This window comes from Pseudoalteromonas sp. SWXJZ94C, assembly GCF_015864385.1.
Taxonomy (GTDB): domain Bacteria; phylum Pseudomonadota; class Gammaproteobacteria; order Enterobacterales; family Alteromonadaceae; genus Pseudoalteromonas.
The window spans coordinates 1-24,798 of sequence record NZ_JADYXF010000053.1; the positions used below are offsets into that span (position 1 = coordinate 1).

Annotated in this window: 26 protein-coding genes; 7 read left to right on the forward strand and 19 right to left on the reverse strand. The window is 38.2% G+C overall.

Annotated elements, in window-relative coordinates:
• Window positions 1-619: 619 nt before the first annotated feature.
• On the forward strand, window positions 620-1,099 hold the full coding sequence (locus I6F65_RS18400) for an RNA-binding protein (RefSeq protein ID WP_024609508.1): 480 nt from the start codon (window positions 620-622) through the stop codon (window positions 1,097-1,099).
• Here I6F65_RS18400 and murI read toward each other — a convergent pair.
• Entirely contained in the window at window positions 1,062-1,862 is an 801-nt protein-coding gene (gene murI / locus I6F65_RS18405; protein ID WP_197114326.1) for a glutamate racemase, read from the reverse strand. The genes I6F65_RS18400 and murI overlap by 38 nt on opposite strands.
• Before the next feature lie 65 nt (window positions 1,863-1,927).
• Complete coding sequence (locus tag I6F65_RS18410; protein WP_197114328.1) at window positions 1,928-3,067, reverse strand: DUF5610 domain-containing protein; 1,140 nt, start codon at window positions 3,065-3,067, stop codon at window positions 1,928-1,930.
• Between the two features lie 162 nt (window positions 3,068-3,229).
• Between I6F65_RS18410 and trmA the strand changes: the two genes are divergently transcribed.
• Window positions 3,230-4,327 (forward strand): tRNA (uridine(54)-C5)-methyltransferase TrmA, encoded by a 1,098-nt coding sequence (gene trmA / locus I6F65_RS18415; RefSeq protein ID WP_197114330.1) that lies wholly within the window; start codon window positions 3,230-3,232, stop codon window positions 4,325-4,327.
• Between the two features lie 70 nt (window positions 4,328-4,397).
• On the opposite strand, the gene I6F65_RS18420 is transcribed toward trmA, so the two are convergent.
• The 4 genes from I6F65_RS18420 to ccoG all read right to left on the reverse strand — a co-directional run bounded on the left by I6F65_RS18420 (window position 4,398) and on the right by ccoG (window position 8,202).
• Window positions 4,398-5,036: a thiol:disulfide interchange protein DsbA/DsbL gene (locus tag I6F65_RS18420; RefSeq protein WP_166114494.1), complete on the reverse strand. Its 639-nt coding sequence runs from the start codon at window positions 5,034-5,036 to the stop codon at window positions 4,398-4,400.
• A 16-nt stretch (window positions 5,037-5,052) separates the two neighbouring features.
• Window positions 5,053-5,676 carry a thiol:disulfide interchange protein DsbA/DsbL gene (locus tag I6F65_RS18425; RefSeq protein WP_197114332.1) on the reverse strand — a complete coding sequence of 208 codons (624 nt, stop codon included), beginning with the start codon at window positions 5,674-5,676 and terminating at the stop codon, window positions 5,053-5,055.
• A gap of 34 nt (window positions 5,677-5,710) precedes the next feature.
• Window positions 5,711-6,685, reverse strand: a complete 975-nt coding sequence (locus I6F65_RS18430; RefSeq protein WP_166114500.1) for a serine/threonine protein kinase — start codon at window positions 6,683-6,685, stop codon at window positions 5,711-5,713.
• An 86-nt stretch (window positions 6,686-6,771) separates the two neighbouring features.
• Window positions 6,772-8,202, reverse strand: coding sequence for a cytochrome c oxidase accessory protein CcoG (gene ccoG, locus I6F65_RS18435; RefSeq protein ID WP_197114334.1), 1,431 nt, complete (start codon window positions 8,200-8,202; stop codon window positions 6,772-6,774).
• Window positions 8,203-8,491: 289 nt separating this feature from the next.
• Here ccoG and I6F65_RS18440 point away from each other — a divergent pair, with 289 nt between their 5' ends.
• Together I6F65_RS18440 and I6F65_RS18445 are read left to right on the forward strand one after the other, a co-directional pair.
• Window positions 8,492-8,851, forward strand: coding sequence for a hypothetical protein (locus I6F65_RS18440; protein WP_166114503.1), 360 nt, complete (start codon window positions 8,492-8,494; stop codon window positions 8,849-8,851).
• On the forward strand, window positions 8,851-9,057 hold the full coding sequence (locus tag I6F65_RS18445) for a hypothetical protein (RefSeq protein ID WP_166114506.1): 207 nt from the start codon (window positions 8,851-8,853) through the stop codon (window positions 9,055-9,057). Before I6F65_RS18440 ends, I6F65_RS18445 begins: the two co-directional genes overlap by 1 nt.
• A gap of 67 nt (window positions 9,058-9,124) precedes the next feature.
• Here I6F65_RS18445 and I6F65_RS18450 read toward each other — a convergent pair whose 3' ends face one another.
• The 13 genes from I6F65_RS18450 to gspC all read right to left on the reverse strand — a co-directional run bounded on the left by I6F65_RS18450 (window position 9,125) and on the right by gspC (window position 21,160).
• The gene (locus I6F65_RS18450; protein ID WP_166114508.1) at window positions 9,125-9,712 is read right to left on the reverse strand and encodes a UPF0149 family protein; all 588 of its coding nucleotides are present in this window, start codon (window positions 9,710-9,712) and stop codon (window positions 9,125-9,127) included.
• A 22-nt stretch (window positions 9,713-9,734) separates the two neighbouring features.
• Window positions 9,735-10,493, reverse strand: coding sequence for a type II secretion system protein N (locus I6F65_RS18455; protein WP_166114511.1), 759 nt, complete (start codon window positions 10,491-10,493; stop codon window positions 9,735-9,737).
• Between the two features lie 3 nt (window positions 10,494-10,496).
• On the reverse strand, window positions 10,497-10,970 hold the full coding sequence (gene gspM / locus I6F65_RS18460) for a type II secretion system protein GspM (RefSeq protein ID WP_024609496.1): 474 nt from the start codon (window positions 10,968-10,970) through the stop codon (window positions 10,497-10,499).
• Complete coding sequence (gene gspL / locus I6F65_RS18465; protein ID WP_024609495.1) at window positions 10,967-12,175, reverse strand: type II secretion system protein GspL; 1,209 nt, start codon at window positions 12,173-12,175, stop codon at window positions 10,967-10,969. The genes gspM and gspL overlap by 4 nt, the downstream gene beginning before the upstream one ends.
• Window positions 12,172-13,158: a type II secretion system minor pseudopilin GspK gene (gspK, locus tag I6F65_RS18470; protein WP_197114336.1), complete on the reverse strand. Its 987-nt coding sequence runs from the start codon at window positions 13,156-13,158 to the stop codon at window positions 12,172-12,174. Before gspK ends, gspL begins: the two co-directional genes overlap by 4 nt.
• Window positions 13,158-13,823 (reverse strand): type II secretion system minor pseudopilin GspJ, encoded by a 666-nt coding sequence (gene gspJ, locus I6F65_RS18475; RefSeq protein ID WP_197114338.1) that lies wholly within the window; start codon window positions 13,821-13,823, stop codon window positions 13,158-13,160. The genes gspK and gspJ overlap by 1 nt, the downstream gene beginning before the upstream one ends.
• Window positions 13,824-14,198 (reverse strand): type II secretion system minor pseudopilin GspI, encoded by a 375-nt coding sequence (gspI, locus tag I6F65_RS18480; RefSeq protein ID WP_024609492.1) that lies wholly within the window; start codon window positions 14,196-14,198, stop codon window positions 13,824-13,826.
• The gene (gspH, locus tag I6F65_RS18485) at window positions 14,198-14,785 is read right to left on the reverse strand and encodes a type II secretion system minor pseudopilin GspH (protein WP_197114340.1); all 588 of its coding nucleotides are present in this window, start codon (window positions 14,783-14,785) and stop codon (window positions 14,198-14,200) included. Before gspH ends, gspI begins: the two co-directional genes overlap by 1 nt.
• A 49-nt stretch (window positions 14,786-14,834) precedes the next feature.
• The gene (gene gspG / locus I6F65_RS18490) at window positions 14,835-15,257 is read right to left on the reverse strand and encodes a type II secretion system major pseudopilin GspG (protein ID WP_024609490.1); all 423 of its coding nucleotides are present in this window, start codon (window positions 15,255-15,257) and stop codon (window positions 14,835-14,837) included.
• Between the two features lie 69 nt (window positions 15,258-15,326).
• On the reverse strand, window positions 15,327-16,562 hold the full coding sequence (gspF, locus tag I6F65_RS18495) for a type II secretion system inner membrane protein GspF (protein WP_024609489.1): 1,236 nt from the start codon (window positions 16,560-16,562) through the stop codon (window positions 15,327-15,329).
• 2 nt (window positions 16,563-16,564) lie between these two features.
• On the reverse strand, window positions 16,565-18,130 hold the full coding sequence (gspE, locus tag I6F65_RS18500) for a type II secretion system ATPase GspE (protein ID WP_024609488.1): 1,566 nt from the start codon (window positions 18,128-18,130) through the stop codon (window positions 16,565-16,567).
• Window positions 18,123-20,189, reverse strand: a complete 2,067-nt coding sequence (gene gspD, locus I6F65_RS18505; RefSeq protein ID WP_166114520.1) for a type II secretion system secretin GspD — start codon at window positions 20,187-20,189, stop codon at window positions 18,123-18,125. The genes gspE and gspD overlap by 8 nt, the downstream gene beginning before the upstream one ends.
• Window positions 20,190-20,212: 23 nt before the next feature.
• Window positions 20,213-21,160 carry a type II secretion system protein GspC gene (gene gspC / locus I6F65_RS18510; protein WP_024609486.1) on the reverse strand — a complete coding sequence of 316 codons (948 nt, stop codon included), beginning with the start codon at window positions 21,158-21,160 and terminating at the stop codon, window positions 20,213-20,215.
• Window positions 21,161-21,371: 211 nt separating this feature from the next.
• Here gspC and hslR point away from each other — a divergent pair, with 211 nt between their 5' ends.
• The 3 genes from hslR (at window position 21,372) to I6F65_RS18525 (ending at window position 24,457) form a co-directional block, all read left to right on the forward strand.
• Complete coding sequence (gene hslR / locus I6F65_RS18515; protein ID WP_166114523.1) at window positions 21,372-21,794, forward strand: ribosome-associated heat shock protein Hsp15; 423 nt, start codon at window positions 21,372-21,374, stop codon at window positions 21,792-21,794.
• A gap of 12 nt (window positions 21,795-21,806) precedes the next feature.
• Window positions 21,807-22,652 carry an Hsp33 family molecular chaperone HslO gene (hslO, locus tag I6F65_RS18520; RefSeq protein WP_024611492.1) on the forward strand — a complete coding sequence of 282 codons (846 nt, stop codon included), beginning with the start codon at window positions 21,807-21,809 and terminating at the stop codon, window positions 22,650-22,652.
• 266 nt (window positions 22,653-22,918) lie between these two features.
• Window positions 22,919-24,457 (forward strand): phosphoenolpyruvate carboxykinase, encoded by a 1,539-nt coding sequence (locus tag I6F65_RS18525; RefSeq protein WP_166114526.1) that lies wholly within the window; start codon window positions 22,919-22,921, stop codon window positions 24,455-24,457.
• Window positions 24,458-24,798 lie beyond the last annotated feature (341 nt).

A 24,798-nucleotide genomic window follows, 5' to 3' on the forward strand; every position in this document is an offset into this window, starting at 1 on the left:
GTCTTTCGACAGCTCAATGAATTCTGAATTTATTTTAATATCTTTCGATATTGAATTGACTGTGCCGAATAATTACCTAAATAACTATTCTGTTGGTCACTCAGTTTTCAATTGAGACTCTAATTTTTTTGCCTCGCTACCTAAGTAGGTTGGCTGTTAGAACTCAATCTGTACGAGTGCCCACACAGATGATTGCTTTATATTGTTAAAGAACGTTTTGAGTCGCTTTAGCGTCTCAAGGGATGAGAATAATACACCCTTTATTTTTCGAGTCAACACTTAATTTTAAACTTTCTTTTGGAAGATTTAAAACCGAAGTTTTATTTAACTCTCTGAGTAGTTCGCTCCTCGCTAGGCGTTGGCGTTTCCCGTCTCAGTGGGGTCGCATTATAGGGAGATCCGAAAACAGATCAACCCTTTTTTTAGATCTTTTTACTGTTCGAACAAAAATAGAACAAAACCACATAAAACCATGCAAAACATTCCCTAAACTGATGCTTTTTTATGCTCTTCTTTATTATTTAATACAAATATCATTGCTATGTTTGATTTAGACGTTAAGATAGCAAGTTCACAATGTTAAATTAATGTTTATTTCCTGTTTATTGGTAGATCTAAAATGAAATTACCCGATCAAAAAGCTTTTATCTTTTCAGTTATTCTTGCTGTAGTTGGTTTTATTGTTGTTAAGTTTGCTTTAGCAAGCTTAGCACTAGACCCTGCACTTCTATTTGGTGTTGGCTTATTAGTAGGCGCACTTGTTATTGCAGCAATGTCGTCTGATGTTACTGAAGAAGCCGAAGTAAAAACAAAGACTCTTTATGTTGGCAATCTTCCTTATCGTGCAAACGAAGGTGTTGTTCGTGCATTATTTGAAGAACAAGGCAAAGTATTCAATGTTCGTTTATTAAAGGATAAGAATACTGGCAAGCGTCGTGGTTTTGGTTTTGTTGAAATGGCGCAAGCTGATGCAGACAATGCAATTGCTAACTTGAACGATAGCGAGTTCCAACAACGTACTTTAAAGGTACGTGAAGCAAAACAAAAACAAGAAGACGATTCTAATGCTCTACGTACTGAGACGGATCAGTCAGTGTAACTAGCTTTACCGCTAGCTTATTGCTAAACACATCAGCCGTTGCATAATATTGCAGCGGCTTTTTTATGTCTGTTAGTTTATTCACACATAAGTTAAGTTGGTTAAGTAGGTAGTTGACTCTATTTGCTATCGCTACACCTGAATCAAGCAATTTTACATTCCCTTCAAAATACTGACTAATCGGCTCTTCTAATATTGGAAAGTGCGTACACCCTAGTACAAGTACATCTATAGTTTTATCTATATTTAGGTCATCAAGCACTTGGTGCAACTTGTTTGCATCCAAAGAGTCTGTAAAAAAGTATTGCTCAGCTAAGCTTACTAACTCCACACTGCTATATAGATTAACGATTACATTACGTGCATGTTCAGTAATTAATGTTTTAGTGTATGAACTAGCAACCGTTGCCGGTGTGGCTAATAAGCCAATATGATTTGAACGTGTTAATTCTGCCGCAGGCTTTATTGCTGGCACAACACCTACTATAGGAATATCCGTCATTTGGCGAACAGCGCTAAGTGCTGATGTAGAAGCGGTATTACACGCTATTACTATTAAATCAACGTTAAGCGTATTAGATTTGATGAAATGAATAAGTGAGCATAATCGGTTAATGATTGTTTGCTGGGATTGAGCACCATAAGGTAGTAATGCATTATCCATAAAATAACTGTACTGAGCATTGGGGATACTTTGCTTTATATGCTCAAGTACAGTAGTTCCACCAATACCTGAATCAAAGACCATTATATGCGCTGACAAACTACCGTTCCCACTTTACTTTAAGAACGGCAGTTTGCCATGAGGTATTTATAAAAGAAAGTAGTTTAACTTTGCGTGGTTTCTAAATCAGCAAGATCATCGACCGCCGAATTTAACTGATTAAGGTTTTCGAACATAGACTTTGTGTAATCTACTAACTTATCTATTTGTTCCTGATCTTGATTTAACCATTGGAGAATGCCAGCTAGCTGATTTTGCAATCCAAGTTCACCCGCTTTTTCAAAAGCATTTTTAAGGTCGTCATTAAAAGGAGCTAAACCCTCCGCTACTTGTTTTTCTGGTGCTGGTTTATATTCTTCATAGCTTTTAACTGTTGCTATTGTTTTTGTTTGGCGTAAATCCATAGAAAAAGCCACCAGCTGATCGCTGTCTAAACTCAGCTCTTGCGCTTGTTCAAATGCTTCATCTAAATCACCACCAAAAAAGGTTTTACTTAAATCTTGTAAGTCTTCCATCATCGCATTAATAGCTTCTTGCTCTTGCTCATTTAAGTCACCATTAACCGACATCGAAAATGATACCTGTCGAGATTGCGATGATGAGCTTGCAAACGACTCGCCATTATTGTTTTGCTGATAGCCACTTGCCGACTGAGATTCAAATGCATCTGCAAAGCTAATACTTACCTCGTCACCTTCTGCGGTGGTAAATTTATACTCTGCATTACTCGTCATACTGACATATTGAGCCTGGCTTATATTTACGCTGGCAGGTTGTGGGTTAAATAACGACTCTTCAAACTCATCAAGTCCATTATAGATTCCCTCTTTAGACTTATTAATGCCCTCTTCCATGTCGTTATTAAATACGCCCGTACCTTTGAGTTCATCAACAGCGTCGTCAATCCCTATTTGGACGCCTTTGCGCGCGTCGCCTAACATATCTTTGAGTTTTTCGTCATCAGCGCCGTTAGCTTTTGCTTTATTAACAGCACTACTTACAAAATCGAGTACATTTTTTATTATTTCATCAAAATCAAATAGTGGTTTGTCTGCTTTTTTTTCTGCGATAGGCAATCCAAGCTGCTCAGCCATTTTATCGCCAAGTACTTTTGCAGCCAACTCTCGACCACGTTGCTGATAGGTATCTTGAGGAGACGTAATTGTAGGTTGCTGTATATCAGCTTTATTATTGAATTTATTAATGTTGTTGTTTGGCGTAAAGCCATAATTACCTATTTTCATGATTCGTCTCCTAAGCGTGCGTAATTTATTATCGGCTATAACAATAAAAACTAAAGTACAATGTGCAATAAAACAGCATAAATGCTAGCCAAAACTAGACAAATACGCAGCGCTCCCTACAATAGCGCCGATAAACAGATCTTAGATAAGGTAGTAGCGTTAATGGCAGTTATTAAAATAGATACCACACAGTACCAAGCGCAGTTAAGTGAAAAAGAGCAGCGTATTAGTGCGCAGTTTCAACGTTTTGGTGTGGAGCAATTAGAAGTATTTAGCTCAGAGCCAACTAACTACCGCCAACGTGCTGAATTTAGAGTATGGCACGACGGTGACGATCTGTTTCACATTATGTTTGATCAACAAACAAAAGAAAAAATTCGTGTTGATACATTTGATCCAGCAGCGCCTCTAGTTGGTGAAATAATGCAGGTGATGATTGAGCATCTTAAGCCTTGTGAAATATTACGTCGTAAGTTATTTCAAATCGATTACCTGTCAACGCTAAGCGGTGAAATTTTAGTAAGCTTGCTTTATCACAAACCACTTGATGATGAATGGTTAAGTGAAATTAAAGCGCTTAAAGAAAAACTAAGCAGTAAATACAAAATTGACTTTATAGGTCGTGCTCGCAAACAAAAAGAAGTGCTGGGTGATGACTTTGTAACTGAACGTTTAATAGTTAATGGTCAAGAGCTTATTTATCAACAAGTAGAAAATAGCTTTACTCAGCCTAATGCAAAAGTAAATATTAATATGCTGGAGTGGGCGCAAGATTTATGTAAGCCACTTAAAAATGATTTATTAGAACTGTATTGCGGTAACGGTAACTTTTCAATTGCGTTAGCGGGCTGTTTTAATAAAGTATTAGCAACAGAAATATCAAAATCATCTGTTCACTCTGCTCAATACAACATTGCTAAAAATAACGTAGAGAACCTAGATATTATTCGTATGTCGAGTGAAGAGTTTACTCAAGCAATGAATGGTGAACGTACTTTCTCTCGTTTGGATGGTATTGACCTTAAAAGCTATGACTGCCAAACCATATTAGTTGATCCTCCGCGCGCAGGCATGGATGAATTAACGTGTGACCTAGTCGCTAATTACGAAAGCATAATTTATATATCGTGTAATCCTGAAACCCTTGAGCGTGACCTTGATCACTTAACACGTACACATAATGTTAAGCGCTTTGCTATATTTGATCAGTTCCCTTACACACATCATATTGAGTCAGGTGTTTTCTTACAACGCAAATAATAAATACGCTTAGTAAACGTTACCCATAAAAAAAGCTCCTTGTAGGAGCTTTTTTTAGTTTTAGCTAAATTTATTTGTTAGCTAAATAGTTAATTAGTTCGCTAATATCTTCTGACTTATAAATACCAGACTCTTTACCAAGGTTTAACTTGTACTTACCATTTACGATAAAAGTAGGTACGCCACGAAGTGCCCCCTTATCTTTAAAGTAATCTTGGTCACGTTTCATTTTAGAGCTTAGCGTACGTACAGAAAAGCTTTTAAATAACTTATCAAACTTATCGCCATCAACGCCCTGCGCTACAAATATATCTTTTACATCTGCAAGCTCATTAAATTTAGCGCGCTTTGTATGAATATGATTAAAGATCGCAGAAATAATCTGATCTTTTTGCGGAAGTACTTCTGCAGTAGCAAGTGCTTGGCTCATCATCTGTTGATTCTCTGGGTCGCGTACACCTACAAAATCAACGTGGCTCTTTTTAAATTTAACGTTTTTATCAAGCGATGGCTTAAATTCAGTAATTAGCCCTTCCATGTTATTACATGCAGGACAGTAAAATGAGAAAAACTCTTTAACTTCCGGTTTTTTTGTTGCTCGCTCAGATACAACATCGTAATGCACACCTTCCTCAAAGGTTGCAGCAAAGCTTGTTGCCGCCATAGGAAGTAATACTGCAAGCAAACCTGCTTTAACTAATTTAATCATTTTTATACTCCTAAATTCATAGTGCTAATAAAAATGCCACTAACTCATCAAGTTCTTTTTGGTTTTTGATGGTATTGAGGTTTATTTTATATTTATCATTAACAATAAAAGTAGGTACGCCAGTAAGGGCACCTAATTTTGAATATTTATTTTGTTTATTTTGCATTGCTTGCTCAGCCGAAATAATTGGCATGCTAGCAATATCTTGATCAAATGTTGCACTATCAATCCCATTTATTTCAAGTAGCTTTTTAACATCTTTAATTTCAGTTAAAGGAGCACGTTGAACATGAATACTTTTGAATATTTGATCGCTAATACTTTGCGCTTGACCATGTTGCTTAGCAATCAAGTAGGCAAAGCTTAAATTGCTTTGCGCTTGCGGTGATACACCACCTAAAAAGTTAACGTGGTTTTTAACAAATTCAGCGCCTTCAGGTAAACCCTGTTCAATTGCTTTTGCTGCTGATTCAAACTTATAACAATGCGGGCAATAGAATGAGAAAAACTCTGTAACTTGCGGAGTCGCACTTTTTTCTACATTAATAATAGTATACTGATTATCCACCTCAAACTGTGCGGCAAATGCTGCAAAAGGTAAACAAAAAAGTAGTAAGCTTAATTTTAATTTTTTAAACATTCGTGTCTCGTTATACTTAGTCTTTAAAGAAATATTATGGCAATAAATTTAACGGCGCTTCTTGCAGTGCAGATAGCTGTTCCTTGAGTGTTAAAATTTGTTGCTCCCAGTATTTGTCATCAGCAAACCATGAAAAGTTCCGTACAAAAGCAGGATCGCTCCATCGATTTGCTACCCATCCCATATAATGAATAATACGCATTGCTCGCAGAGGTTCAATCAATTTGAGTTGAGAGTGATCAAAATCACAAAACTCCTCATACGCATTTACAAGGGTGTCTAACTGTAACAGTTGTGTCGCTTTATCGCCACTGAGCATCATCCATAAATCTTGGATTGCAGGTCCTTGGCGACTATCGTCTAAATCGACAAACATTAGCGCATCCCCTGCCCACAGAATATTACCTACGTGGCAGTCGCCGTGTAGGCGAATACTTTGCACATCTTTATATTGTTTTTGAGCCTGATCTATCACTAAATCTAAAATAGTGTAAAAGGCTGTACTAATCCCCATTGGCACTAAGTTACTTTTTTGAAGATGAACTTTTGCTGTATGCAGATATTCGTCACATGTAACCGTTGGTCTGTAAACAAAGGGTTTGGTTTTAGCAACTTGATGCATTCGACCAATCAAACGCCCCATCACGTCAAGCTGATCTAGGTTATCAACCTCAAATAAGCGCCCACCTACGCTCGGAAATAACACAAATAAGTAGCCTTGATGCTCAAACAAGCTTTGCCCATTATGTAAAATAGGAGCAACAACGGGTACTTCTGCATCAGCTAGTTCGAACGCAAAGTCGTGCTCTTCTTGAATTTGCTCCCTACTCCAACGTTCTGGACGATAAAACTTTACTACGTAACGCAGACCATCATCGGCTTTAAATTGATACACTCTGTTTTCGTAGCTATTGAGCGCCAATAAACCAGACTCGGCGTAAACACCTACGCTTTCTATTGCATCGAGTATTAGGTCGGGTGTTAAATCAATAAAACTAAATTTACTCATACTCTTCTTATATAAAAATAAAAGCGGGTTATATACCCGCTTTTGTTAATTGCTATATCAACTTACCTAATTAAGGTCGATTGTGATTATCGCGCTTTGAAAAAGTTACTTGACTGCGATATTGTCTCATCTGGCTCACCTACTGGTGAAAGCACAAAGTTAAACTCTGTCATCGGCACTTTCAAATCATAAGGGTCCATTGCAAGCGACAATGGCACGTTATGAGATTGCCCTGCCTGCACAGTAAATGATTGGTTCCCTATATACTTAAAGTTATCTAACCCTTGTACTTTAATATTAAAGGTTTGCTCGTACTGCGCTTTATTAATTACCTTTAATGTATAGGTGTTCTCTACTAAACCATCAAAATCGACACGATATAATTGGTTTCGATCGCGAATAATATCAAAATCCATTGTTTTTCGCAGTACGATATTAGCTACAAGTGCCCCCGTAAGCACAACAAGTATGACCGTGTAACCAATGATTTTGGCTCGTAGTGGATTCGTTTTATTTTCCGGAGTTTCAAGATTTCGCTCTGTTGTATATGAAATAAGCCCACGCGGGTATTTCATTTTATCCATCACACCATCACATGCATCAATGCAAGCACCACAGTTAATACACTCAGCTTGTAGCCCATTTCTAATATCAATACCTGTTGGGCATACTTGAACACATAAATTACAGTCTATACAGTCGCCCAGTTCTAAGTCTTCATGATCTACTTTACGTGAACGAGGACCACGGCTTTCACCTCGGCTTTCGTCGTACGTTACTGTGTATGTGTCTTTATCAAACATGGCTGATTGAAAACGTGAATAAGGACAAATGTGTAAACACATAATTTCTCGCATCCAACCCGCATTACCATAGGTACACGCAGCAAAGAAGATAATGCTTACCAATGCATAACCACCTACATTAAACGTTACAAAATCAGGGAGTAGCTCTCTTATTGGCGTAAAGTAGCCTACAAAAGAAATTGCTGTATATAAAGAAAACAGAACCCAACTAGAATGCTTTGCCGTTTTTCGCCAAAACTTATCAAAGCTCATTGGTCGCTCATCGAGCTTTTTACGTTGGTTAGCAGTACCTTCAAACTTTTCTTCAAACCAAATAAATATAAAGGTCCATACAGTTTGCGGGCAAGTGTAACCACACCACACCCGTCCATAAAAGGTGGTCACTAAAAACAGCGCAAACGCTGCCAACATAAAAATAAACGCTAATATGGTGAAATCTTGTGGCCATAGCGTTAAGCCAAAAATATTGTATTTCTGACCCATTAAATCAAATAGTACCGCCTGCTGATCGTTAAAATTAATCCATGGAAGTACCATAAATGCAAGCATGCCTAAAAAGCCAATCTGTTGCCTTAATAGTTGATGAAGACCTTTTACAGCACGCACATAAATGCGGTTTCCGGGGTTGAACCTGTCATCTTGACGGCTCAAATCCGGCTTTTGGATTTTTACCTCTACAGGGATATTTTTTACTTTAATTTGTTTGTCCATCGAAGTTCCTCAACGCCGCTTGGAAATAAAAGTTCAGCAATATTCAGGTGCACTACACGGTAAAGAGTAGCAAGTTACTTACTAAACGAGTTTAGTTCAATAAACCACCACTTGAATACTTTCAGATATTTCAGAAATATCTGACTGCTGCTAGCTATTATACCAATATTGATTAAAATTACTGGCATAGATTGCTAATAATTTATTCACCTTAGTTACTTGCTTTTAAAATGCATTTTATTACACTGCATAGTAATTCAACCTCACTCAGATCAAGGTTTACGCTTTCGTGAAAAAATTTATTATATTAGTAATTGTGATCCTTGCCTTATTTACTATTGATCACCCACTTATAAAAGAGCCTAGAGAAAAACTTTTAGGCGAAGGAATTGGTTTTTTAAGTGACTCAACAAAAATGAATCGTGGTCCAGCAGCTAGCATGGCTAAAAACCTAATTAGCTCACAGTTAAAGTTGTCAGAATCTGAAAGTGAATATATAGAAAAAACATTCACGACAAATGACTCAGTACAGTTATTTCATTTACGTTATTGTCGTGAGCGCGATCTAAATTTGTACTTTTACGATGACCGTTTAAATACAGTATGTAAAATAGTGTCTGAATCGTTAGAGCAAAAGCGAGTAAAGTAATGGATTTTTCAGTATTAAATAAAAAAACCAGTGACTCATTCCACAAACAGCGCAATATGCTTAAAAAACTAGGGCAAGGAAAAACAATAAAGTGTGAGAAGTGCGATGGTGTGTTAAAGCTTGATTTAGCGACTGATGAATCAAGTAAAGGCGTAGTTAAGTGCAAACAAGGCTGCACTAATATTATGCTAGAGCTAGGCGCTTAAAGCATTATTTGTATATGGTTACTTACATACTCATTAAATATTAAGTAACCAAAATTCTAAAAAATAATTACTCGTCCCACCCTTCATCGGTATACAAACCACTGTTGAGCGCTACTATCTCAATAAGCTCAGCAAAGCCTAATGCAAAGTCGCCCATTAATTCGTATTGCTGTAAACAGACCTGCTGCACATCAATATTATTTTGAGTCGCTATCAGCGTTATGGTTTGCTCATCTAAAGCAAAAAAGCTTAATGTTGCTTGGGCACTTTCTAAAGCTTCTTTATATTCTACTTCTAATTGCTCTGCACCTAATAATTTTTGAGTATAAACAGTTGTTGCTTTTAAAAAGCCTTCACTCCAGTTTCTACAAAAATCATTACTGTATCCTGTTGGTAATTTATAACCCACTTCAAACACTTGCTCGCTAATTTGGTGGTATAACGCCATAAATAAAAATAGTATTTCTTCATCTAAATTATTAGCTGTGCTTGGTAATATTTTTTCAATCCACTCGTGTACATCTAATGGATCTGGTGAACAAATAACACCAAATAAATAGCCTTGGCTTTGCGTTAAGGTCATTGCTTTTGGCTGGGTGTCTAAAAAAGTGCTGAGCTGCTTTGCATGTAGCTCAGTAAATTGGGGTAATTGCATCAAAACTCTTTATTTATAAGTATTAAAAATTGAGCGGGTAACGACCTTGGTTATCTGGTCGACCTAAAAACTTAACCGCGTCATGTACATCTTTAGGTAAGCTGGCATCAGGTTTAACGTAACCGGCTACTCTAAAATCAAAATTAGCTTTAAGTGTAGCATCTGCCTCAAGACCTAACGTGTTCTCAGGGTCAATTAATATAGCCACATCACCCGACTTACAGCTTAGCTTTCCACCTAGTGGACCAATGTTAAACCAGCCATTTAAGCCTTGTACGTCAATATCAGGACTCGCTATTTCACCTTGTAATGACTCGCAGTAAGGCTCACCCGAAGTGTATTCATTAAGCTCTAATATTACGCGTCCTTTTGCAGTAACTGGCAGCGGTAATTGAATACGTTGCATTGCTCGCTCTACCGTTGAGCGTACAAGTCCATCGGTTACTTTAACTGTATTGTTTAATAATCCGTAACTGACATCCGCATAACCCGAAATATCACTACGCTCACGTGGATCACCAAATTTTAAATTCACATTTAACTGACCTGTAAATAATTGCCATCCAGAAATATCCCAACGTACATTATTTAATTGCTCACCTTCGTAGCGTAACTGCATCATTTTCCCTTGCCACACACTGCCTATGGTTTGACCTACCTCTAATTGTTTAGGCAAATAAGGCTTAGCTAAATCAAGTGCTATAACAGCAGGTAGCTTAACAATACAAAAAATAATAAAGCTAAGTAAAAATACGATAGATAACGTTATTGTTTTTTTCATCAATTAATTCTCTAATACCAAACGACTTACACGCACATAACCCGGTTTATCGTCACGGCTTAAATCTAAATTTTCAACTCGAATTCCATGCTGACTCACCAGTTCATCGAGCCACTCTATAAGTTGATTAAACTCTATTGAATCGAGCGTTAAACGCAGTGAGTCATCACTTGGCTGCATTTTACTAATTGTGATTTTATAACGCCCACGAGTTGAATTAACAATTTGGCTTAGATTTTGGGTGCTCGAAACTTTTGTATTACCTGCGGCTTTAAGCTGAGCAATACTTTTATCAACCCAAACTAATAGTTCTTGCTGTTTAATTTTTGATTTTTCAGCCTGTTCTATCGCATTATTTAACGGTCTAAATATTCCCATTACAATAATAAAAATAATAAAAATACCACCAGCTATTATGACTAACTGTTGCTCTTGTTCTTTAAGTGAGCGCCAATATTGTATTAACTGCTTTTTCATACTGTACCTCGCAGTTTAATTTCGCCTACAACAAAGTCACCGTCGTTATTTAGTGAGCCTTGATCTACTGTTAAACCCTGTTTTTCGAGTAATGCTTTAACTTTACCAAAAGTTTGAAAGTCTTTAGCTCTAGCACGAATACGCAATTCATTACGACGATTATCATAACGCAATGTCTCAGGTGTAAATTCACTTACTTGTGAAAACACATCAACTAAATTAGTTGTTAAATCTAAGAATCCAGCATCACTTGAACCCTGTATTTTTTTAAGTTCACCCATAATTTGGCTTTTAACAAGTTGTGGGCGCACTTTAGTGCCAGGAAAAGCTGTTTGATAACGTTCAACGACTTGTGTTTTAGCAATTTCTAACTGTGTATTTAATTGATTCAACTCAATAGCTTTTATCGCGATAGTCGATACCAACGCAACACCAGCAACAATGGCAGCACTTTTCCAATATCCCCACCATAATGTACTTTTCTTTTTAAGTTGGTACATTCCTTGGCGAAGGTTAAATTTAACGTGTTCGAGTTGTTTAGCAAATAATGCTAACGGCAAATCATAGTCACTGGTTTGAGGTAATAAGTTTACACTCTCAGGAAATTGGGTTGCAGGGCTAAAGTGCTTTATATCAGGGTTGCCCGTTGCCGTTAAATAGCCACTTAACCAACTTCTTTCCACTGCACCTATTCGCCAGTGATCTTGCTTAAATAACCACTGATTATTAAGCTCTATCGCTGTTACCGTACCTTCATCTGCAGGAGGTAATAACAAAGCATCTGGTAATATTTTATATACCGATAAACTATACTCTGTAAATAATGCAAGCCATCGCTCAAACCATTCACGATCCATCATAGCAACACGTATTCCATGTTGCTCTCCAACCATCGTTGATTCACCCACAGCAATAAATAAATCATCTACATCGCAGGCAATATCTTCTTCGAGCATATATGGCAATGCTTGTTCGAGTTTGCGGTTCCATTTAGTTGGCAAAGCAACTGTTTTTAGTTGTACTTGATCACAAGGAAGCAACACAACGACTTCACGACTTTGTGCTTTTTCAGTGAGTTCACTTAAATGGCTCGCATCCGATAATTCACCACTGGCTATTATTTCTTGTTCTTGTGGTGAGTATATTAACCAGTTAAGTAATTCTTGCTCGGTTTGACCCGTGCGGATCAACAATATTTCTGTCACTGTACGCCTCCAAATTTTCGCGCCAGTATCGTTACATCGCCATTTGAGGCATACAGTAATGTGGTCATCGAAAAACGCAGATCGACAAAGTTTGCCTGCGTTTGTAATTTAAAATATTCGCTACTTACGCTAAATAAGTTCTCGACTGCTTTAACGTTTTGTCCGCCTTGCTGTTGTACTTCTTCAAAAAAATCTTCTTTATTATCAAAACCGGCTTGCGGTCTGGCTGCTATAACGGCTTCAGCACCAGATAAGCTTAACTCATCAATTAATGCACTAAGTATTAGGGCCTGATCGGACGTTAATGTGTTTATATTAATAGAAAGTAGCGTACTCCCCGGAATAACGCATACAAAAGGTAATACCTTTTCCATTACAAGCGGGTTGAAGCCCTTAACTAAACGAAGCTCTGACGTTGATGCAAATAAGCTATTAGCAGTCATATAAGGGAAATCACGCGATAAGTACTCACCTTCTTCAGCACCTGAGCGATACGTTATGCTGTCAGCATCAAGCCAATCAAATACACTATCCGCCATTGTCTCTTCTGATTCATCACTTGGTAAGTCTTCTATATTCTCAAGTAATGCAAACAATGCTTTATGTGCAGGATTTGTTTTACTTACACTATTTGAATCGGGTTCTACACCAAGTGCATTTAAATTTAGGCAGGCCTGTAAATCCGTTATTTTTCCACTTAACGTACCGTTTTCAACTGGGTATGGTATATCTCCCTGCGTAGCCCACACTTGTTCTAGCGTTGTTTTGTCAGGGTCATCTTTTTTGCTTTGGATTAGTGCTTTAATAGCAAGTTCTTCTGCTCCGTAAGCGTACCACTTAGCCTGTTGATGACCTTGTAAATTGGTACTCTTTTGTACCTGCACCATTAAATTAGCGCTCATTTCGACAGCTAAAATTGCGGCTAATGCAACCATGAACAGCACTATGACAATTGCCGCACCACGAGAAGATTGATGACCCATTATTGCGTATCTCCGTCATCTTGTTCGGTACCAGTAGACGTTGTTGTACTCGGAGGTGTAATCACTTTACCCTGCCCTGGTACTAAAAATATGCGACGAATAGGTTCAAGTTCTATTTGTTGTAATGTAACGGCAACTGCTTTTGGTAATGCTTTGATTTCCCATTGATCTTGCCATTCATTTTTGTCATCTAAGAATTCAAACTTGAGCTCTTCAATATTTTTAAGCACAACTTGAACTCGTGGTTCAGTGTTATCGAGTTGATCAACATACACCCGATAAACTCGCTCTAAATTATCGTCAATAACTCTATAACCAACAGCTTGAAGTTCAGAACGCGGCAATAAATTGATTGGATTTACCCAGCCATCGCGTACAAACGCTATTCCATCATATTGACTTTCAAGTACATAGCGTCCCGCGAGTAAATATAAATCTTGTTCATCGCCTGACTCATTGCGTACAACACGTTTTGTCATTTGACTAAAATCTTGGTCCATAAGCCTAAATGTAGTTTGCAAACCATTTAGCTCTGCTATTTTCTCATCAGAAGCATCTTTGGCTCTCGTCGTCGTTTCTAATATTTGATGAGTCGCAATAATAACAAAAGCCAAAATACCTAAAGCCACCATCACTTCTAGTAACGTAAACCCGCGCTGCTTCACTTACTTATTACCTTTATTTAAATAAGTTGAAAGCTCATATACAGAGTGCTCATACTTTTCGTCACTAAAGACATTGATCGTTAATTTTACGAAACTTTTATCTGCAGTAGCAATCACGTTTTGCTGCCAAAACCACTCCACACCTGCCATTATTTCACTACCACGCAGTTTATCTTTACCTTCCCACTGCTCGCCTTTGGTACGCTGCTCTATCATTACATTTTCAGCAACCCACGAAGCGTAAGTTTGATCCTCAATACTCGATAAGTGATGTATATGCTCACTAGTTGCTTGCATTGCAGCAATGCCCGTCATGGCACAAATACTTAAGGCAACTAACACTTCTAATAAGGTAAAACCTTTACTGGTATTCATTACTCTGGCTCTCGGCGTAAGTTAACTGGTGCGGTAAACTCACCCTCAATAAAGTAAACAGGCTCACTTTGCTCTTTTAATTCAAGCGTAAGCTGAAATGCACTTACTTCTCCAGATGATAATATAAGCACTTGTGGAATTTTAAGTTCCCTAAGTTCTAATAAGCTATCCTCGTCACCACCGCTCATTAGTTCGCGCCAATTAGATTGTTCAAGTAAGTTATCTGCTGCCCATGCTAAGTCTTCAAGGTTAAGCGTTAACTTAAAGCGCTCATCAAATTCAATCGGTTCAAATAACTCTTCTCTATCAAATGTTATCCATTTTTCGCCATCAAAAACTAAGAACTCAAATATATTATTATCAACCTGAATTCCTAACTCAACTTGGTTCAAAATAGCAAATTCTGATGCCATATTAATGGTGGTATGTAGCCTAAGAGCTTGAGTGTCTAACGCATCTTCCGCGCCGCCTTCTAAGCTATATACCACCATTTTTGTGGCAAAAGCGATGATCACTAATACCACTAAAATTTCTATTAAACTGAAGCCTCTGCTTTTTGAATGCATACGTTTAGAGCTTACTTTCATAGTAAGCTCTGGTTATTAACGTACGAACACAAAATACGATTAATCAGCATTATTGTTTCTCAGGATCCCAGTTACCAATATCATCATCAGTTCCCACTTCACCGTCAGGACCAATAGAGAAGATATCAAATTTACCTACTTCTCCAGGGCTGATTAACTGGTATGTATTACCCCATGGATCATCTGGTAACTCACTAATAAAACCACCATCAGGAAAGCGCTTAGGAACAGGCTCAATGCTTGTTTTATTTACAAGTGCTTCAAGTCCTTGCTCTGTGCTTGGGTAGCTCTTATTTTTAAGTTTATAAAGGCTCATTGCATCTTCAAGTTGCTGAATATCCAAGTGCGCTTTATCAATAGCGGCCTCTTCTTGTTGACCCATAATATTAGGCGCTACAATTGACATAATCATTCCGATGATAACCAGTACCACCATCACTTCTAGTAAAGAAAAACCTGATTGTTTATTCACGTAATTACCTCATTATTCTAAAAACACTAAACAAAAATGGTTTAGGTAAAACCATTAATATATAAAAAATTAAAGCCCTACGGCTTTATTCATTGCCATAATTGGCTGTAAAATTGCCATCACTATAAACAATACAATCACTGCCATTGAAGCAATCATTGCAGGTTCTAATAGTTTTAGCGATACGTTAACCATGCTTTCAAATTCACGGTCTTGGTTATTTGCGGCTCGCTCTAACATTTGTTCAAGCTCACCGGATTTTTCGCCACTGGCTATCATGTGTAGCATCATTGGCGGAAACAACTTTGTTTGCTGAAGTGCAGCTCTTAAGCTTGCTCCTTCACTTACCCGGTCGGAAGCTGCTGCAACCGCCTTTTTAATTTTTTCGTTAACCAAAACACCACCCGATATACGCATACCTTCGAGTAGTGGTACTGAGCTTGACGATAAAATACTTAAAGTACGTGCAAAGCGGGCCGTATTAATACCACGTGCAACTTTACCTATACCTGGCATATGGAGTATTCGGTCATCCCACCAAAAACGAATTTTTGGCTGTTTTAAAGCATGTTTAATACCTATAGCAATACCAGTAATAGCGATTAAACTAATAAACCAATAATTTTGTACAAAATGACTACCCGCCATTACCCACTCTGTTGTCCAAGGTAATACTTGCTTAGTTTTTTCAAAGGTTTTTAGTATCTTAGGAACAACCGTGCCTAATAAGACCGAGACGATACCAATCGCAAATATAACCAAAATAATAGGGTAAACCATTGCTTGAGTAATTTGACTGCGCATATGCTGGCGTTGCTCGGTATAGTCAGCAAGTCGATTTAATACTTGATCTAAATGACCCGACTTTTCACCTGCTGCAACCATTGCTCGGTATAAATCATCAAACACATGTGGAAATTCACTCATACCATCGGCAAGTGTATAACCTTCAACAACTTTTGAACGTACTGACATTAACATACGCTTTAAGCGTGGCTTCTCACACTGCTCAGCAACAGCCATAACAGCACCTTCGACTGGCAATGCTGACTGAATTAATGTTGCTAGTTGACGAGTAATAAGCGCCAGATCAGAAGTGGATATAGAAGGTTTAAAAAAGCCACCTAATAATGAAGTTTTTTCGCCTTTAACTTGTTTATCACCTTGTGCTGCTGGTGATACTTCGAGTGGCGTTAGTTTTTGGTCACGTAAAATTTGGCGAATTTGCTTAGCTGTATCAGCTTCTAAAATGCCCTTTTTTTCTTTTCCTTTGCCATCTAAGGCGCGGTACTCAAACGCCGCCATAACTAACCTTCCTCACGGGTAACACGCAGCACTTCTTCAAGCGTTGTTTTACCTACAAGCACACGACTACAACCATCTTGACGAATACTTGGGCTTTTTTTACGAATGTATTTTTCTACACTTTGCTCGCCTTTGCCGTTATGAATCATTTCACGTATTGTTTCGTCAACTACAAGTAATTCATGAATACCAGTACGACCTTTATAGCCATTAAAATTACATTCTTCGCAACCTACAGCACGGTATATAGTTGGCTCACTCTCAAACGGCACACCCAGTAACTGACACTCACCTTCATCAGCAACATGACCTTCTTTACAACTATTACATAAGGTACGCACTAAGCGCTGTGATAAAACACCAAGTAAAGATGATGAAAGTAGAAAAGGTTCAACACCCATATCTTCCATACGGGTAATAGCACCAGATGCAGTATTAGTGTGTAAAGTAGACATAACCAAGTGACCCGTAAGAGATGCTTGCACACCAATTTGCGCGGTTTCAAGGTCACGTATTTCACCGACCATAACTACATCAGGGTCTTGACGTAAAATAGCACGTAGCCCCCGAGCAAATGTCATATCTACTTTTGTATTTACCTGTGTTTGACCAATACCTGGAATTTCATACTCAATTGGATCTTCAACGGTTAAAATGTTGCGATCGCGCGAGTTAATTTGGCTCATACCTGCGTACAAGGTGGTACTTTTACCAGAACCTGTAGGTCCAGTAACCAAAATAATACCGTGAGGTTTACTAATTAAATCAGAAAATAATGCACGGTTTGGCGCTGTCATACCTAAATCTTCAAGGTTTAAACGCGCGTTATTTTTATCGAGTAAACGCAATACTACGCGCTCACCAAAACTAGATGGCATTGTAGATACGCGTACATCAACTGCGCGACCAGCAATACGTAAACTAATACGACCATCTTGTGGAATACGCTTTTCGGCAATATCGAGTTTAGCCATTACTTTAATACGAGATACGAGTAAAGACGCTAATTTACGATTAGGCTTAAGTACCTCTTTAAGTACACCATCTACTCTGAAACGAATAACCAATTCTTGCTCGAAGGTTTCGATATGAATATCGGATGCACCTTCTTTGATCGCTTCACTAAGCATAGCGTTAATAAGCTTGATAATTGGCGCGTCGTCGTCGCCGGCAAGTAAATCTTCTGTCTGAGGAAGCTCATCAGCAAGTGAGAATAAATCAACCTCGTTACCAATGTCTTCCATCATCTGCTGGGTTTCAGAGCTATCTCGCTGATATGAAGCTTCAAGTAATAGTTCAAACTTGTCATCCTCAAGCTGCTCTAATGTAAAACCATAGCCCGCAATGCGACGTACTTCTAAAAGTACTTCTACATCAAGATCTCCACGATAATATACGATTCGATGATCTTTGTTTTTGCTTAGTAATACTCCAGCACGCTTAGCATATGAAAATGGTAAGCGCTTTGCTGGAAGCTCAACAAGTACATCACTTGTTAATAGTTCATCCTGATTATGCGTACTAGGATGAACCACATCTTGGTTTATCTCTTGAATCGCATTAGTCATCATTCTTCTCTTGTTGATCTTGCTGGCTGCGTAAGTGCTCTTCGTACGTAGGTGGCAGCACTAATTCGTCATTCCATTCAGGCAAAACAGGCGTATCAGTGTTAGGCATTAGCTCTATGCCATCATCACTTTCTTTTACTTGCGCGTTACGTATAAAGTTATATTTATTAAAACTTAACTTATTCATACTTATGCCATCTCTAATAATAGTGGGACGAATAAATACGATTAAGTTACGTTTGCGCTTAGTGGTATTAGTAGATTTAAATAGATGCCCTATAATAGGAATATCACCAAGTATTGGTACCTTAGATACACTTTCTTGCACATCTTCATCAATTAAGCCACCAAGTACAACCATACCACCGTCGTCAGCCATTACTGTTGTTTTAATTGCACGTTTATTAACTGAAATATCAACGGCAGTTGCACCACTCACACTCGATACTTCTTGTTCAATAGTAAGCAATACAGCTGAGCCATCATTAATCTGTGGCGTAACCTTTAACATTACACCCACTTCTTGGCGTTCAACTGTTTGGAATGGGTTAGAGTTATCACTTCCTGTTTGAGAACCTGTAATTATAGGTACTTCTTGACCCACAATCATTGAAGCTTCCTCATTATCCATTGTTGTAATGGAAGGCGTCGCTAATATATTTGAGTTAGTGTCGGTAGAAACGGCCTGGATAATTGCGCCCCAGTCACTTTTTACAATGCCAAACGCTAAGCCATTAATACCGCTAAGCAATGAGGCAAGGCTAGAGTAATCACCGGTACTCGTTTCATCATAGCTTGTAACCGTACCAGTCTCAGTTCCAATCACTGTTTGTGTTGTTGTTATATCTTGAGCTTCTACACCGGCAACAGCTAACGACCCAACCGGAACCGTAGAGCCATTGTTAAACTGTAATAAACCACCATCTTCAGAAATCCACTGTGCTCCTAGGTTCACACCGTCAGATTCCATCACCTCAACAATGATTGCCTCAACCAGAACTTGAGCACGACGAATATCAAGTCGCTCAATAACAGATTCAAGTGAGCGCATAGTATCGGGCTGAGCCGTAATAATTAATGAGTTTGAACTTGGGTGAGACTCAATGCTGGTATCGTTACTATTACGACTGCTTGTCTTAGCCGCTCCACCTTGACCATCATCTACTAATGACTTACTAACACCTTGTAGTACCTTAACTAAATCTTCAGCTTTAGCGTAATTTAGGTAAAATACTTTTGTATTGCCCTGACTTTCTAACTCGCCATCAAGGCGTTTAATTAGTTCAATTGCACGAGTGCGAGCTTGGCCTTCACCACTTACAATAACGCTGTTGGTACGCCCATCAGCAACTACTTTTGGAATTAAAAACTCAGGAACACTGCCTTTACCGTTGTCTTTGTAGATATTATCTACAACTGAGACAACATCATCAGCAGTGGCGTATTTAAGCTTAACAATATCAACTCGCTTATCACCCGCTTGATCCACTGAGCGAATAATCTCAACTAAACGATTAACTGATGCAGCATGACCCGTTAACATCATTACATTCGCAGCGTTAAAGTTAGCAACATGCCCGCCATCTTTTTGATCGCTAAACTGGCGAACTAATGGACCAAGTTCTTGTACGCTTACGTTTTTAACACGCACAACACGCGTAATCATCATGTCGCCGCTGGCTTCATTACCATCAGTAATTAATGGCACATTAGATTTTTTAGCATCAGAACTTTTTTCAACCTTAATAATGCCATTATCCATTTCAACAGCCGAATAGCCGTAAACTTCCAAAACATTTAAAAAGAACTGATAATAAAGCGACTCATCCATAAGCTCATAACTACGCACATTAACTTTGCCACGCACATTAGGGTCGATGATGACTGTTTTATTAAGGTTTTTACCAACAATATTAATAAACTCGTTGATATCTGTACCTTTGAAGTTAGCAGCGTATTCAACAGCTGAAACTGACAATGAAATACTTGCCGCTAAAAAAAGTGCTGCATACTTAGCTAACCCTTTCTTAATTTTATTGAGGTGTAGCACCTGAACCATTATGTTAAAACTCCAAAGCTAAGTTATTGCAGGCTAAATTGCACATCTATTTGTTCACCATCACGTTCTATAGTGATATTGGCATCAGTACTATTTCGCAGCTCATTAATAGCTGACATGGCCTGTTTTAAATCTGTTAATTGATAGCCATTAATTGCAATAGCTAAATCGTTATTTTGTAATCCCATTTGCTTAAATAATTCGGGCTCTTTACCTGGACTTAAGCGGTAACCAATAAGCTCTCCATCGCTCATTGCTTGCGAAACGCGTATATAGTCAAATAACTTTCCTGGTTCTTCGAGTAGTTCTTCACGCGTTTCTATTATTGCTTCTTTTACTTCGGGATCAGCCGTTGCATTTATTTGCTGATCACTTGCTGCTAATTCAAATTGTTGTGGTCCCATATCTGCATCATCGCGGGCAGCTAAAACGGGCATTGATACTTTTTTAGTAAAATCTAAACCATCAAGCATTAATGTTTCAAACCGACCATTCACACTCAAAATCACACGATCTGGTAATATTTGCGATACTTTACCTCTTGTACCTTGTATAACGTCTTCAACAAGGTAGCTCACTTGTTTACCTTGTGATTCAATAATTGCCATGCCTGCTTGGTCATCATTATTTACAGCAACGATGCCAGTTAAGTTAATACTTAAACGTGTTTCAGGTGCATTGTTAATAACCTGCGATTGCTGTGCAGCATTATTGTTATTTGTTACAGTTACTTTACCAAATAAAAATTGCTCAATAATATGCTGCGCTGAGCTATTACTAACGCTTTTTGATTGATTACCTTGATGCATTGGGGTAAGTGGTGACATAACTGGTTTTGGCCATAAAAGCCAAACTAACTGCGATAATAAAAAAGCAAGATAAACAACAACTAACAGTGTAACTAATGCACTTAATTTAGCGTGCGGTAAGCGAGTTAAAAATTGTTTAAACTGCTGAATTTGTTGTTCCATAAATAATGTTCTTATTTTAATTTACTGCGTAAGCGCGTACCCATAGTACCCTTTCATTTTTCATTCAACAAGCGCACTAATATTAAACTTTGTAAACGAAATGAATAGCTTCACCATGTTGTACAAAAAGAAAGCACTCGTTGTAATACCTTCATCCTAAGATGATTTCATGATAAATTTTAAGTTATAAAAATAATGGATAAAATTCCTTATGAGTAAAAAAAGTAATGCTAAGTTAAGCTCAGACCATGCAGACGAGCTAAAAGTTCGATTAGATAAATGGTTATGGGCAGCTCGCTTTTATAAAACACGCGCAGCCGCTCGAGAAATGGTGCAAGGAGGTAAAGTGCATTATAATGGTCAGCGTACAAAAGCGAGTAAAATAGTAGAAGTCGGAGCAACAATCAAACTTGCTCAAGGCGTAGATGAAAAAATAATAACTATACACAAAGTGCTTGAAAATCGCCAAAGCGCCCCCATTGCACAGACCTTGTATCAAGAATCTGATGCAAGTATTGTTAAACGCGAAGAAAATGCTATCGCACGTAAAAATAACAGCTTTTTTGCCCCTCATCCGGTTAAAAAACCCGATAAAAAGCAAAGACGCGAACTTTTAAAAATGAAATCAAGTTAGGTATAGCCGCTCATGCAACAAGATTTACTTCACCGTTATTTATTCAACAAATTAGATGTTCGTGGCGAACTCGTTCAGATCGAGAGTGCCTACAATGAAATGATCGCCGACCATAATTACCCTGCACCAGTTAAGGCTTTGCTTGGAGAGTTACTCGTTGCAACCTGTTTACTTACAGCGACTTTAAAGTTTGAAGGCGAAATTGCAGTTCAACTACAAGGTGACGGACCTGTTAAATATGCAGTAATTAATGGTGATGACAAACAAAACATGCGTGGTATAGCCCGTTTACAAAGCGAAATAACCGGTACTACGGTAAAAGAGCTTATTGGGCAAGGTTATATGGTTATAACCATTACTCCAAGTAAAGGCGAACGTTACCAAGGTATAGTACCGCTAGAGCACGACACATTGAGTGAGTGTATTGAAAGCTATTTTGAGCAATCAGAGCAATTAAAAACACGTTTATGGTTTGCAACAGACACAACAGAAGGCAGTGCAAAAGCATGTGGTCTATTTTTACAAGTACTACCTGTTGATAAACAAAAGTCGATTGAAGACTTTGCTCACTTAGAAGCTCTGAGCAACACCATTAAAGATGAAGAGCTATTACACCTTGATGCTAATACTGTTCTTACTCGTTTATACCACGAAGATAACCCTCGCGTATTCGAACCACAGGCTATTAAATTTAAATGTGGTTGTAGCCGCGATAAAACAATCACCGCACTTGTTAACATAGGTCAGCAAGAATTGCTCAAAGATGTTGAAGAAAAAGGGTCTGTTAATATTAGTTGTCATTATTGCTTAAAAGAATATGTTTTTAACGAACAAGACGTAAAAAGTATTTTTAACTAATTACTTAACTTAAACAATTCTCACTAATCAAAACCGCAAAACATGCGGTTTTATATTATAAAAAGATGATACCGGTGTCATAAATAGTCGCACTTTTATGACACCGGTATCATTGAAATTATTCATGTTTTTTCCTAAATATATATGTTTTTAGAGCCTTTACGGGCTCGAATATCTTAAAACCTTCTGTTACTATAATTTCAGTTTAAGGGCACTGACATCCCAGAGCTATCCGTTCAAACTCTCTCACATAGTTAGGTATAAACATGACTAAAAGTGCTACACGTTTTGTCGATTTAACCGCAGCTGAACTTGTCGAGCATGCGATCCGCCGTGGCGAAGGTACTTTAGCCGCAAATGGAGCTTTTGTTGCAATCACTGGTCATCGTACTGGTCGTTCACCAAAAGATCGTTTCATTGTTCAAGAAGCAACAACTCAAGATGACATTCAATGGAGTAATGTAAACCGCCCATTTGATGAAAACAAATTTGACGCTTTATGGGCTCGCGTAGAAGAACATGTGCAAAGTAATGACCACTTCACCTCTCACCTAGAAGTTGGCGCAGACTCTAAGCACTATCTACCTGTAGTCGTTACTACTGAAACCGCATGGCACCATATATTCGCCAAAAACATGTTTATTGAACCACAAAAATATAACGCCTCTAACTTTCCACAATGGCAAGTTATGAATGTACCCTCGTTTGTATGTGACCCACAGCGTGATGGAACAAACAGCGATGGCACCGTTATTATTAATTTCGCACAACGTAAAGTGTTACTTGCAGGTATGCGTTACGCCGGTGAAATGAAAAAATCAATGTTTTCTGTACAAAACTTCCTACTACCAGCAAAAGGTGTATTACCAATGCACTGTTCTGCTAACGTAGGTGAAGCTGGCGATACTGCATTATTTTTTGGTTTATCAGGCACTGGGAAAACAACTCTTTCAGCAGATCCAACTCGCTTCTTAATTGGGGATGATGAACACGGTTGGGCACCAGGAAGCGTGTTTAATATTGAAGGCGGTTGTTATGCTAAATGTATAGACCTCTCACAAAAGAATGAACCTGTAATTTGGAATGCAATTCGCTTCGGTACTATTTTAGAAAATGTAGTACTAGATGAAAAAGGCGTTCCAGATTTTCACGATACAAGTCTAACTCAAAATAGCCGTGCAGCTTACCCACTTGAACACGTTGAAAAACGTAAAGTAGAAAACCGTGCAGGCGAGCCAAAAGCAGTTGTGTTTTTAACCTGCGATGTAAGTGGTGTATTACCACCGGTTTCTATTCTTAGCGAAGAAGCCGCTGCTTTTCACTTTTTAAGTGGATACACAGCTAAAGTGGGCTCTACTGAGATTGGATCTACTAGCGATATTGAATCAACATTTTCAACATGTTTTGGCGCACCATTCTTCCCACGCCCTGCAGGTGTTTACGCTGAGCTTCTTATGAAGCGTGTACGCGAGTTTGGCGCTAAAGTGTACCTTGTAAATACAGGTTGGACTGGCGGTCCTTACGGCACAGGTAAGCGCTTTGATATCCCAACTACTCGCGCAGTAATTGATGCAATTGTATCTGGTAAATTAGCGGGAGTTGAAACTCAACATATTGACGTATTAAACCTAGACGTACCAGTAGCAGTTCCGGGTGTAGATACTAACTTACTTAGCCCAATTAATACTTGGGAAGATAAAGCTAAGTACAATGAATATGCAGCAAAACTTGCTGCTGACTTCACTGAAAACTTTGCTAAGTACGATGTATCTGACGATATAAAAAATGCAGGCCCTAAAGCTTAAATTAAACTTTAATATTGTATTTTAACGCCAGCCTAGAGCTGGCGTTTTATTTTTAAGCACAAAATGTGACAAACCACCGTACGACTAATATCGAAAACATACAATACTCCTCCAAATAAATTACTTCTTAATATCTAAGAAATCTACATTACTCATCACGTCTATGTAACTAATGACACCAAAGCTTTTATTGTGAAAACATCTAGACGAATATATTTAGGAGGTATTCATAGGTTAGACATTAAGAGATAATTGGATTCAGGCCGCATTTTAATCGTCCTTTTTCTTTATCTCTTTTTGGGTTCGCTCTTCGTGCATATTTTGACAAAAAAATGATAGTT

Bases quoted from the DNA above. Each gene is read 5' to 3' on its own strand.
- gspH (WP_197114340.1), bottom strand. From the start codon at position 14,785: ATGAAAGTAAGCTCTAAACGTATGCATTCAAAAAGCAGAGGCTTCAGT.
- trmA (WP_197114330.1), top strand. From the start codon at position 3,230: ATGGCAGTTATTAAAATAGATACCACACAGTACCAAGCGCAGTTAAGT.
- I6F65_RS18455 (WP_166114511.1), bottom strand. From the start codon at position 10,493: ATGAAAAAAACAATAACGTTATCTATCGTATTTTTACTTAGCTTTATT.
- I6F65_RS18430 (WP_166114500.1), bottom strand. From the start codon at position 6,685: ATGAGTAAATTTAGTTTTATTGATTTAACACCCGACCTAATACTCGAT.
- gspD (WP_166114520.1), bottom strand. From the start codon at position 20,189: ATGGTTCAGGTGCTACACCTCAATAAAATTAAGAAAGGGTTAGCTAAG.
- I6F65_RS18425 (WP_197114332.1), bottom strand. From the start codon at position 5,676: ATGTTTAAAAAATTAAAATTAAGCTTACTACTTTTTTGTTTACCTTTT.
- I6F65_RS18420 (WP_166114494.1), bottom strand. From the start codon at position 5,036: ATGATTAAATTAGTTAAAGCAGGTTTGCTTGCAGTATTACTTCCTATG.
- I6F65_RS18410 (WP_197114328.1), bottom strand. From the start codon at position 3,067: ATGAAAATAGGTAATTATGGCTTTACGCCAAACAACAACATTAATAAA.
- I6F65_RS18525 (WP_166114526.1), top strand. From the start codon at position 22,919: ATGACTAAAAGTGCTACACGTTTTGTCGATTTAACCGCAGCTGAACTT.
- gspI (WP_024609492.1), bottom strand. From the start codon at position 14,198: ATGAATACCAGTAAAGGTTTTACCTTATTAGAAGTGTTAGTTGCCTTA.
- gspK (WP_197114336.1), bottom strand. From the start codon at position 13,158: ATGGGTCATCAATCTTCTCGTGGTGCGGCAATTGTCATAGTGCTGTTC.
- gspF (WP_024609489.1), bottom strand. From the start codon at position 16,562: ATGGCGGCGTTTGAGTACCGCGCCTTAGATGGCAAAGGAAAAGAAAAA.
- I6F65_RS18450 (WP_166114508.1), bottom strand. From the start codon at position 9,712: ATGCAATTACCCCAATTTACTGAGCTACATGCAAAGCAGCTCAGCACT.
- gspE (WP_024609488.1), bottom strand. From the start codon at position 18,130: ATGACTAATGCGATTCAAGAGATAAACCAAGATGTGGTTCATCCTAGT.
- I6F65_RS18445 (WP_166114506.1), top strand. From the start codon at position 8,851: ATGGATTTTTCAGTATTAAATAAAAAAACCAGTGACTCATTCCACAAA.
- gspM (WP_024609496.1), bottom strand. From the start codon at position 10,970: ATGAAAAAGCAGTTAATACAATATTGGCGCTCACTTAAAGAACAAGAG.
- I6F65_RS18400 (WP_024609508.1), top strand. From the start codon at position 620: ATGAAATTACCCGATCAAAAAGCTTTTATCTTTTCAGTTATTCTTGCT.
- hslR (WP_166114523.1), top strand. From the start codon at position 21,372: ATGAGTAAAAAAAGTAATGCTAAGTTAAGCTCAGACCATGCAGACGAG.
- hslO (WP_024611492.1), top strand. From the start codon at position 21,807: ATGCAACAAGATTTACTTCACCGTTATTTATTCAACAAATTAGATGTT.
- ccoG (WP_197114334.1), bottom strand. From the start codon at position 8,202: ATGGACAAACAAATTAAAGTAAAAAATATCCCTGTAGAGGTAAAAATC.
- gspC (WP_024609486.1), bottom strand. From the start codon at position 21,160: ATGGAACAACAAATTCAGCAGTTTAAACAATTTTTAACTCGCTTACCG.